We start from the raw sequence: 9,962 nt of genomic DNA, 5'->3' as shown, positions 1-9,962 counted from the left end.
GCGCCGGCGGCCCGCGGGGCCGCGGGGGGGGGCGGGCCGAACCCCCCCCCCGGCCCCGCCCCGGGGGCGGCGGGGGGCCCCCCCGGGGGGGCCCCGGGCGCGGGGGGGGGGGGGGGGCCCCGCGGACGAGCCGGCTGCGGGCGGCGCGGGGCCGCGCAGGCCGGGCGGACGTCAGACGTGCAGCGCCAGCACGTTGGCCAGCAGCAGGACCGGGACGCCCCAGCGGTGCAGCTTGATGCCGAGCATCCGGGCCTGGAGCAGGTTGCCCTGGCCCACGCCCGCGCGCGCCTGCTGGACGCGCAGCACCCACAGCGGCAGCAGCAGCGCCGCGAACCACGCCGGCACCGCGCCGACCGCGATGGCGATCGCCACCGCGACCGGCTCCAGCAGGTGCGTCGCGACGATGATCTTCCGGTAGGCGGACGCCGTGGTCAGCGTGGCCAGGTTGCGGCGGCCGGCCAGCCGGTCGCCCTCCACGTCGTTCATGTTGGAGTAGATGGAGACCAGCAGGCTCCACAGGCCGAACAGCACCGACTCCAGGATGACCAGGCCGGTCGCCTCGCCGGTCAGCAGCACGTACGGGATGAGGACCGCGAGGCCGGGGGTGACCAGGATGACCTCCTGGCCGAAGTTGTAGCTGATCTTCAGGCCGTACGAGTACTGCACGTTGGTGACGAGCACCGCCACCATCAGCAGGCCCACCCACAGCGAGCTCTCCGGTGCGATCACGAAGACCACGGACCACAACAGGGCGCCCCAGGCCATCGCGCCCCAGCCGAATAGCTCCGCCTGCCGCACCGTCAGCGCGCCGCTGAGCAGGGGCTTGCGGGACAGGTCGCGCAACTGGCCGGTCTCCGGCGTGTAGTTGCGCGCGTCGCTGCCGTCCTTGATGCCCGTCACGTCGTCCAGCGCCACGGTGGCGGCGACCACCCCGAGGTAGCCGGCGACGTACAGCAGCAGTACGGCGAGGGTGGTGCCGTCCCAGGTCTGCGCGCCCGGCAGCGCGGCCAGCACGATGAAGGCGCTGAGGTAGTAGTCGTAGAACGAGAGCTTGCCGAGCTTGACGTACGCGTTCAAGCGGTCTTTGGTGTCCGGCGACGCGGCGATGTTCAGCGACATACAGATGCTGCCTTCTGTGATGGATGCTTTGCGCTGTGGTGGGTGTGACTTCCCGGGTGCTAGGAGCGTGCGGGGCACGCCGGCGGGAATTGGTGCCCGGCGGTCTCGGCCGGCCGGCCGCGGCACGGCGTCGCGGGCCGTGGCACGGACCGGCCGTTCCGACGGGTCCTCCGGTGGTGCGGGTCAAGCGCCTTGCGGTGGTGCGGTGTTGCGGAGCCTTACCGGGCCGGGTGAGGCCCATGGGGCGGGTGCGGGCACGTGCCGGGGCACGAGCCGTGGTGCGGGATCGGAGCCCGGCGCGCGTTGCTCCCGGCGAATGCGAAGGCTGCCGCGGTACGCCCGGGCGCGCCGGGCGCCCATGGGTTTGTGCGTGGTCCGGCTGGCGCCGCGCCCCCACGGAGCGCGGGCCCGGGCGCCGCCCCCGCCGTGGCCGGCGGCCGACCGCGCGTGGTGGGAGCGGCCCCCTGCGAACCGTGGGGCCAGGGAGCCCGCCGAGAACAACCGTTACTGCTGGGAACAACCGTTACTGCTGTGTGCGAGCGCTGCCGGGCACGGTCACCGCCGCGTACGACCCCTTGCGCGTACGACCACCGCGACCCCTTGGCGGGAGCGACGGACCGCGGCCACCAACCGCCACCGGCAGCAACGCCACCGGCAACAGCCGAAGCAACCGGCGACAGCCAGCCGTCAGCAGCCGCCACCAACACCCGGCCGGCGGCGGCAACCCGCCCGGCGCGCTAGCGGGGCTTGCGGCCGTAGCTGGAGATCAGGACCTGGGTCAGCCAGTGGTGGGCCGGGTCGCCCATCTCGGCCAGCGCCTCGTCCACCCGCTCCGCCGACACCTCGCCCTCGGCGACGATCTGCGGCTTCATGAACTCCAGCCAGAGCTGGTAGTGCCGGGCCTGGAAGGAGCCGCCCTGCACCATGACCGCCCGGCCCTCGGCCGAGACCTCTTCGAGCTCCGTGGCGAGCATCGCCTGGAGGTCGAAGTGGCCGCCGCGCGGTTCGTGGCCCGAGCGGCGCATCAGCCCGTACCCGGCGGCCCGTACGTCCTGGAGGAAGTCCTCCGAGGTGGCGCTGCGGAACAGCGGCAGCGAATCGGTGTCCTCAAGGAAGAGCCAGCCGCCCGGCTTGAGCGCCCGGATCATGTTGGCGATCGCGGCCGGCCGGTCCTGGAGGTGCTGCACCACCATCCGCGAGTGGACCAGGTCGAAGGAGTTGGCCGGCAGCTCCTCGGTACGGATGTCGAGCCTGGTCACCTCCACGTGCGGGGCCCGCAGACCCGCGAGCCGGCCCGTCTCCAGGTCGGCGGCGAGCACCCGGCCGGTCGGCCCGACCCGGTCGCCGAGCCAGCTCGCGATGGACCCGGAACCGGCGCCCACCTCCAGCGCGTGCCAGCCGGCGGACACCCCCAGACGCTCCAATCGCTCGATGGTGCCCGAGTCCCAGAGGGCCTCGTTGGCGCGCAGCCGCTCCGTCTCCTGGTCCCAGGTGGGGTCGAAGACGTACTTCTTCGGCTCCTGGTCGGTCACGCTCATGGTGTCTCTCGCCCTCCGTGGACCTCGTATCCTCCGTGGACCTCGTGCCGCTGCCGCCCACGCCCAGCCTTGTGTGGGGCTCAGGCTAGAAAGGCGAGCAAGACCCTGCCATGACAAGAGAGTGTGCGATTGACGCTATTCCAGGCAGTTATCTGCTAAGGACTCGCAGCTCACGCCTCCCGTACGGTGGTCGCCCCGCTACGCATCCTTGAGGAGTTCGCGGTGCTGCACACACTGCTCGTCGGGCTGGGACGGTCAGGACGAGAGCTGCATCTGCCGGTGCTCCGCCGTCTGCGACAGGACGCCGGTGCCGGTAGTGACCACGCTGCTCCCGCCGCCGTCTTCGCGCCCGCCCCACCGCTCGGCTACGACCTGGTGCCGCTGCCCGACGGCCAGCAGGTCCCCGGGCTCACCGTGGTCGCCACGCCCGCGCAGGCGCGCGCCGCACTCGACCCGAAGCACACCGTCGTCCACCTCTGCACGCCCCCTGGCCAGCGCGCCGAGGTGCTGCGCGACCTCGCCGAACTGGGCTTCACCCAGTTCCTGGTGGAGAAGCCGCTCGGGGTGGACAGCGCGGCCGTCGACGACATCCGCGCCGTACGGGACGCGTACGGGCTGCGGCTCGCCGTCGTCGCGCCCTGGCTGCACAGCACGCTCACCGAACGGCTGCGCCGCACCGTGGCCTCCGGCCGGCTCGGCCAACTCCGCCGCATCACCGTCCACCAGCGCAAGCCCAGGCTGCGCCGCTCGCTCAGCACCCCGAGCCACCCCACCGCCTTCGACGTGGAGCTGCCGCACTCCGTCGGCGTCGTGCTGCAACTCGCCGGCGGCGGCCAGGTCACCGACGCCACCTGGAGCGACGCCAGCTCAGGGGAGCGCGTGGTGCCCAAGATGGGCACCGCCGAACTGACCCTGGCCCACACCGCGGGCGCCACCACGCGTATCGTCTCCGACCTGGTCGCGCCCGTCCGGGAGCGCAGCATCGTGCTCGACTTCGACGCCGGCCGGGCCGAAGGGCACTATCCGATCAGCGGTGACGACAACTACGCCCAGTTGCGCGTGACCCCCATCGGGCTGCCCGAGGAACACGAGGTCTTCCAGGACGACGCCCTGGACGCCTGCCTCCTCGACACCTACCGGGGCTTCGCCGCACACACCGACTTCACCGCGGCCTTCGAACTCCAGGCGCAGGTCGTGGAGGTCCTGGAGAGCGCCAAGCAGCACGCCGCAGCGGCCGAGCAGGGCACGGCGGCGGCGCCGGCCGGCCGTGCGGCGGTGCCCGCGGCCAGGCCGGCGGACGAGCAGGTCACGTCAGAGAAGAACGGGAGCATCCATGTCGGTTGACGCCACCGGGGCCAGCGCGGGGTCCGCGCTCCCGCCGGGGATCGTGCTGTGCGGCATCGGCGACGAGGCGGGCGCCTCGCTCGACGAGCAGATCACCGCACTCACCACCCTCGGCTGGGGCCACATCGAGCTGCGCAACGTGGACGGCACGGCCGTCGCCGACCTCGACGACGCCGCCTTCGACCGACTGGTCGACCGGCTGGCCGCCGCCGACCTCACGGTCACCTGCGTGGACTCCAGGATCGCCAACTGGGGCCGCCCCGTCACCGGCGACTTCGCCGCCGACCTGCACGAACTCGACGTACTCGGCGAGCGCTGCGCGCGCCTTGGCACCCGCAACGTGCGCGTCATGTCCTACCCGAACGACGGCCTGGAGGAGCCCGCCTGGCGGCAGGAGGTGCTGGCCAGGATGGGCAAGCTGGCCGCCCGCGCGGAGGCGGCCGGCCTGGTCCTGCTGCACGAGAACTGCGCCGGCTGGGCGGGCACCGAGGCCGCCAAGATGCGCGAACTGCTCACCGAGGTGGACAGCCCGGCCCTGAAACTGCTCTTCGATGTCGGCAACGGCGTGGCCTACGACTACGAGGCGTACGACCTGCTGCCGGAGATCGCCCCGTACGTCGCCCACGTCCACATCAAGGACGCCATCGGCACCCCCGACGACGCGCACTACATGCTGCCGGGCGACGGCCGCTGCCGGGTCGAGGAGTCGCTGCGCTACCTGCTCGACCACGGTTACACCGGCGTCTGGTCCATCGAGCCGCACATCAACGTGCGCCCGCACGAGTCGTTGGCCGTCGAGGGCCGGGACGGCGTGGAAGCCTTCATCGACTACGGCCGGTCCCTGGAGCGCATGGTCAGCCGGCTCGCCGGAGCGCGCACGTGACCGACGCGCCACCGCACGCCCCGCAGCCGGCTGCGCCCGAGTCCGCTGACCCGTCGGGCACTGACCCGCAGCCGGTCGCCCCGCAGTCCGCCGCCCCGGCCGCCCGGCCGGCGCCCGTCGAGCTCACCGGCGCCGACCGCGAACTGCTGCTGCACCTCATCGGACTGCCCACCGCCGGCCCGCTGGAGGTGGGGCCGGACGGGCCGCGCCCCGAGCTGTGGCAGGCCCAGCGCGACTACGCGCGGGCCGCAGCCGAACTCGGCTACGCCGTCGTCCACCACGCCGCCCCCGAGCCGGCCGTACTGGAACGCGAGGGCGTGCCCGTCACCGTGCGCGAGGCCGCCGCGGCCCAGCCGGACTTCCTGGAGTGCCAGCCCAGCATGGTGCTGCGGCTCGGGCCCGAACTGCCGGCCGAGCGGACCGTCATGTTCAACGTCCACCTGGACACCGTCGCCGGCTTCGAACCGCCCCGCTTCGTCGAAGGCCGCTTCCACGGCCGCGGCGCCATCGACGCCAAGGGCCCGGCCGTCGCCCTGCTCGCCGGGCTCCGCGCCGCCCAGGCCGAACTGCCCGACCTGGGCACCGAGATCGGCGTGCGCATCCAACTCGTCGCTGGCGAAGAAGGCGGCGCGATGGGCGTCTTCGGCACCCGCCCGCTGGTGGAGGCCGGCCACACGGGGCGGCTCAACGTGTTCTGCGAACCCACCCGCAACCGGGTGGTGCCCCGCTCCACCGCAGCCGCCACCGCCCGCATCACCGTCGCGGGCCAGGACTCCATCGACGACCGGCCCGGCGGCGGCCACAACGCCACCGTGCTCCTCGGCCACCTCGCGAGCCACCTCGCCGAGCGGCTGTCCGAGCGCGTCGAAGGCGGCCGGGTGTGCATCGCCGGCCTGCACACCGGCACCCTGCACAACAAGGTGTACGGCAGCGGCCACCTGCTGCTCAACCTCGCCTACACCAGCACCGAAGCCGGCCTCGCCCTGCAACGCGCCCTCACCGACGAGGTCGCCGCCGGCCTCGCCGCCTTCACCGAGCGCTACGCCGACCTGCCCGACTTCGCCCTCACCGCCCGCGAGGCCGCCCGGGTCACCACCCTCGACTGGCTCAAGCGCGGGCTGCCCGCCCTGCACAGCACCGACCCGTGGGCCGAACGCCTGCTCACCGAGGGCGCCGGACTCGGCTACGCGCCCGCCGACGCCGACGTGTGCACCTGCGACGCCATCTGGATGCACGGCGTGCCCGGCGCGTACACCGTCGTCTACGGGCCCGGCGACCTGGACGCCAACGGCGCGCACGCCGAAGGCGAGCACGCCGACCTCGCCGACCTGGAGTCCTTCGCCACCGGAGTCCGCGACCTGCTCCGCGCCTTCACCGCCGAGCACCGCGCGGGCCGCGTCCCACCCGGGGAGCCGGCCGCCACCGCCCCCGACCGCAACAGCCGCACCGCCCTAGCCAGGAACGGATGGTCATGACACCGACCTCGCCCCCCGCCGCCGCACCGGCGGACCTGCACATCCCGTACGAAAGCCTGGTCGGCTTCGCCACCGAGGTCTTCGCCGCCCGCGGCGTGCCCACCGAGCGCGCCCGCACGGCCGCCGACGCCCTGGTCTACGGCGACCTGGCCGGCATGCGCTCGCACGGCCTCACCAACCTGACCCGGCTCTACCTGCCGCTCTTCGACGACAAGCGGGCCCTGCCCGACGCCCAGCCCAAGGTGCTCGCCGACAAGGGCGCATCCGTCCTGCTCGACGGCGACAAGGGACTCGGCCTCTGGCTCGCCAGCGAGGCCGTCGACCTGGCCGCCGAACGGGCCGCCGAGTACGGCATCGGCCTGGTCTCGGTGCGCAACGCCACCCACTTCGGCTGCGCCGGCCACCACACGCTGCGCGCCGCCGACCGCGACATGGTCGGCATCATCGCCTCCAACTGCGGCGGCCAGCGCATCGCCAGGCCGCCGGGCGGCAAGGTCGCCATGCTCGGCACCAACCCGATGAGCATCGCCGCACCCGCCGGGCCCGACCTGCCCCCATACTGCCTGGACATGTCCACCACGGCCGTGCCCACCGGCAAGATCCGCCAGGCCGCCCGCGCCGGCCAGTCCATACCCGAGGGCTGGCTGACCGACGCCGCGGGCCAACCGGTCACCGACCCGCACGCGCTGGACCGCGGCGACGGCTTCCCGACCTGGCTCGGCGGACGCCCGGAGACCGGCGCGTACAAGGGGTACGGGCTCGCGCTGCTGGTCGAGGTGCTGGCCGCGCTGGTGCCCGGCGCCGGACTCGGCCCGGCCACCGAGGCGTACGAGGGCACCGGCGGCCCCTCCGGCCGCGACGACGACATCGGCATCCTCGCGCTGGTCGTGGCGCCCGGCGCGCTGCGCCCGGTGGACGGCTTCCTGTCGCAGGCCGGCGGCCTCTTCCAGGCGCTCATCGACTGCCCGCCGATCGACCCGGCCGCGCCGGTGAGCTACCCCGGCGCCCGCGAGGCCGCCACCGCTGCCGCCGCCCGCGCCGACGGCGTACCGATCACGCCCGCGCTCTACGGAGAACTGCGCGAGGTGGCCGAACAATGGGGGCTGAAGGCCCCGGCTGGAGTGGACGCATGAGCAGCGACACGTTGCGCGTGGGGATCGTCGGGCTCGGCGTCATCTCCCGCTTCTACGTCAAGGCGTTCGACGAACTGCCCCAGGTGGAGCTGGCCGCCGTGTGCGACCTGCGCGCCGACGCACTGGCGCCCTTCGAGGGCAAGGTGCCGACCTTCCGCGACTACCAGGACATGATCGCCGCCGGCGGCCTGGACGCCGTCGTGGTCAACGTGCCCAACGACGTGCACGCCCGGGTCTGCGGTGATCTGATCGCCGCCGGACTCGCCGTCTGCGTGGAGAAGCCGCTGGCCACCCGGGTCGAGGACGGCCGCGAACTGGTCCGCGCGGCCCGCGAGAAGGGCGTCCTGCTCTTCACCTCCTTCCACCGCCGCTACAACGACAACGTGCTCGACCTCATCGCACGCGTCCCGGCCGGCGCCGAACTCGCCCACGTCACCGTGCGCTACCTGGAGATGATCGAGGAGCACGCCGGCGACGACCACTGGTACCTGGACCCGGAGCGCTGCGGCGGCGGCTGCGTCGCCGACAACGGGCCCAACGCCTTCGACACCGTCCGGCAGATCGTCGGCGACGTCACCGTCACCGACTCCAAGGTGGTCCGCGACGCCCACGGCACCGACCGGCAGGCCGACGTCGAACTGCGCACCGCGACCGGCACCACCGTCCGGGTGCTGCTCGACTGGGCCTACCCGGGCGAGACCAAGGACGTCGAGGTGACCCTCACCGACGGCACCGTGCTCACCGCCGACATGCTCGGCGGCCACGAGGGGTTCAAGACCTCGCTGTGGCACGAGTACGTGGGCGTGCTGCGCGACTTCGCCACGGCCCTTGCCGCCGGCGAGGACCGCAGCGAAGGCGGCCTGGCCGCCCTGGAACTGGTCGCCGACGTCTACCGCCGCGAGGCGGCCACCCACGCCGACGCCACGGAGGGCACCCGATGAACCCCGCCGAAGACGGCCTCAAGCGCCCGGTCACCGGCGAACTCGTCAAGATCCTCACGCACAAGCGGGACGACCGCGGCATGGAACTGACCGAGTTCGCCAGCCGCTGCGTGCGCCGCGAGGAGATCCACGAACTGGTCACCACCGACCACGACGACCCCAGCACCGGCGCCGTCATCGACCGGGTCGGCTTCCTCGGCTTCGTCGAGATCGGCCGCGGCGGCGTCATCGACCGCGGCGACGAGGTCCGCATCGACGGCCACCTGGTCGGCACCGTGCTCGGCTTCGACTCCTGCCACTTCCCGAACCACTACAACATCCTGATCAACGCGGACAAGACCGCCAGCGGGCCGGACCTCGGACTACGGCCCGACATGGAGGTGCGCTTTGACCCTGCGCCCTAGCGGGCCGGCCGGTCCGCCCGCGACACCGCTGCTCGACGCCCTCTCAGGACCCGACGCCCTACGGGCCGTCCCCGCGTCCCGGCTCCCCGGGCTGGCCGCGGAGATCAGAGGCTTCATGACGCAGTCGGTGTCGCGGGCGGACGGGCACCTCGGGCCCGATCTGGGCGTGGTGGAGCTGACGCTCGCCCTGCACCGGGTCTTCGACGCGCCGCGCGACCGCCTGGTGTGGGACACCGGCCGGCAGGCGTACGCACACGAACTGCTCACCGGCCGCCGCGACTTCACGCGGCGCCGCCACCGCACCGACCCGACCTGGTACGCGGCGCCGCACGGGGCCGTCGACAACGCGCGCACCGGCGCCGCCCTCTCGTACGCGGACGGCTTCGCCAAGGCCCACCAACTGCGCGGCCTGCACGACCGGCACGTGGTCGCCGTCATCGACAGCGAGGCGCTGACCTGCGGCATGGCCTGGGAGGCGCTGAACAACCTGGCCACCGCCCGCGACCTGCCGCTGGTCATCGTCATCCACGACAGCACCGCGGGCCCGGCCACGGCCGGCGGCGGACTCGCCGACCACCTGGCGACGCTGCGCGCCCCGGCGCCCACCGCGCCCCCCTCGCTGGCGACGGAACTGGCCCTGGACACCGGGCTCGCCGAGCGCACCGGCGGCGCGACGCTGCTCCAGGCGGCGCCGGCGCCGACCGCCGCCACCCGGCGGGGCCGCGCCCGCACCACCACCCGCACGCCCCGCACCGTCTTCGACGACCTGGGCTTCGGCTACTTCGGGCCGGTCGACGGCCTGGACGCGGTGGCGTTAGAGATCGCCTTACGACGCGCCAAGGCGCTCGGCGGTCCGGCCGTCGTCCACAGCGTCACCGGACGCTCCGCGAGGCTGCCCGCCAGTGCGGCCCAGGGGGTCACCGGGGGTGACGGGCCTGCGGCGGCCGGGTCGGCGCAGCCGGCCGGTGCGCTGGGTGGACCCGCCGGACCTGCCGGCCCCACCGGAACGGGCGGCCCAGCCGGCCCCGGCACCCCCGCCCCCGAGCCGCCCTCCTGGACGTCGGTGTTTTCGGAGGAGATGGTGCGGTTGGGGGCTGAGCGTGAGGATGTGGTGGGGATTACGGC

Annotated in this window: 9 protein-coding genes; 7 read left to right on the top strand and 2 right to left on the bottom strand. The window is 73.8% G+C overall.

Translation table 11 applies throughout. The features are described from left to right. Nucleotides 1–171 precede the first annotated feature (171 nt). Nucleotides 172–1,119: a UbiA family prenyltransferase gene (locus AAHZ94_RS20300; protein ID WP_349994396.1), complete on the bottom strand. Its 948-nt coding sequence runs from the start codon at nt 1,117–1,119 to the stop codon at nt 172–174. 737 nt (nt 1,120–1,856) lie between these two features. Continuing rightward, on the bottom strand, nt 1,857–2,657 hold the full coding sequence (locus tag AAHZ94_RS20295; RefSeq protein WP_349994395.1) for a class I SAM-dependent methyltransferase: 801 nt from the start codon (nt 2,655–2,657) through the stop codon (nt 1,857–1,859). A 222-nt stretch (nt 2,658–2,879) separates the two neighbouring features. Between AAHZ94_RS20295 and AAHZ94_RS20290 the strand changes: the two genes are divergently transcribed. From AAHZ94_RS20290 to AAHZ94_RS20260, 7 genes are all read left to right on the top strand, one after another. Further along, a complete protein-coding gene (locus AAHZ94_RS20290) occupies nt 2,880–4,001 on the top strand; it encodes a Gfo/Idh/MocA family oxidoreductase (RefSeq protein WP_349994394.1) in 1,122 nt (373 codons plus the stop codon). Then, nucleotides 3,991–4,884, top strand: a complete 894-nt coding sequence (locus AAHZ94_RS20285) for a sugar phosphate isomerase/epimerase family protein (protein ID WP_349994393.1) — start codon at nt 3,991–3,993, stop codon at nt 4,882–4,884. Before AAHZ94_RS20290 ends, AAHZ94_RS20285 begins: the two co-directional genes overlap by 11 nt. Further along, a complete protein-coding gene (locus AAHZ94_RS20280; protein ID WP_349994392.1) occupies nt 4,881–6,359 on the top strand; it encodes a M20/M25/M40 family metallo-hydrolase in 1,479 nt (492 codons plus the stop codon). Before AAHZ94_RS20285 ends, AAHZ94_RS20280 begins: the two co-directional genes overlap by 4 nt. Continuing rightward, on the top strand, nt 6,356–7,492 hold the full coding sequence (locus AAHZ94_RS20275; RefSeq protein ID WP_349994391.1) for an Ldh family oxidoreductase: 1,137 nt from the start codon (nt 6,356–6,358) through the stop codon (nt 7,490–7,492). Before AAHZ94_RS20280 ends, AAHZ94_RS20275 begins: the two co-directional genes overlap by 4 nt. Further along, nucleotides 7,489–8,433 (top strand): Gfo/Idh/MocA family protein, encoded by a 945-nt coding sequence (locus AAHZ94_RS20270; RefSeq protein ID WP_349994390.1) that lies wholly within the window; start codon nt 7,489–7,491, stop codon nt 8,431–8,433. Before AAHZ94_RS20275 ends, AAHZ94_RS20270 begins: the two co-directional genes overlap by 4 nt. Then, entirely contained in the window at nt 8,430–8,837 is a 408-nt protein-coding gene (locus tag AAHZ94_RS20265; RefSeq protein ID WP_349994389.1) for a DUF6917 domain-containing protein, read from the top strand. Before AAHZ94_RS20270 ends, AAHZ94_RS20265 begins: the two co-directional genes overlap by 4 nt. Beyond that, the coding region (locus AAHZ94_RS20260; protein ID WP_349994388.1) for a 1-deoxy-D-xylulose-5-phosphate synthase N-terminal domain-containing protein at nt 8,821–9,962 on the top strand (1,142 nt) is incomplete at its 3' end. The genes AAHZ94_RS20265 and AAHZ94_RS20260, both read left to right, overlap by 17 nt.

Origin of the sequence: Streptomyces sp. HSW2009 (assembly GCF_040240285.1) — a bacterium.
In the GTDB taxonomy this organism is placed as follows: Bacteria; Actinomycetota; Actinomycetes; order Streptomycetales; family Streptomycetaceae; genus Streptomyces.
This window is presented reverse-complemented; position numbering and strand designations above follow the sequence as displayed.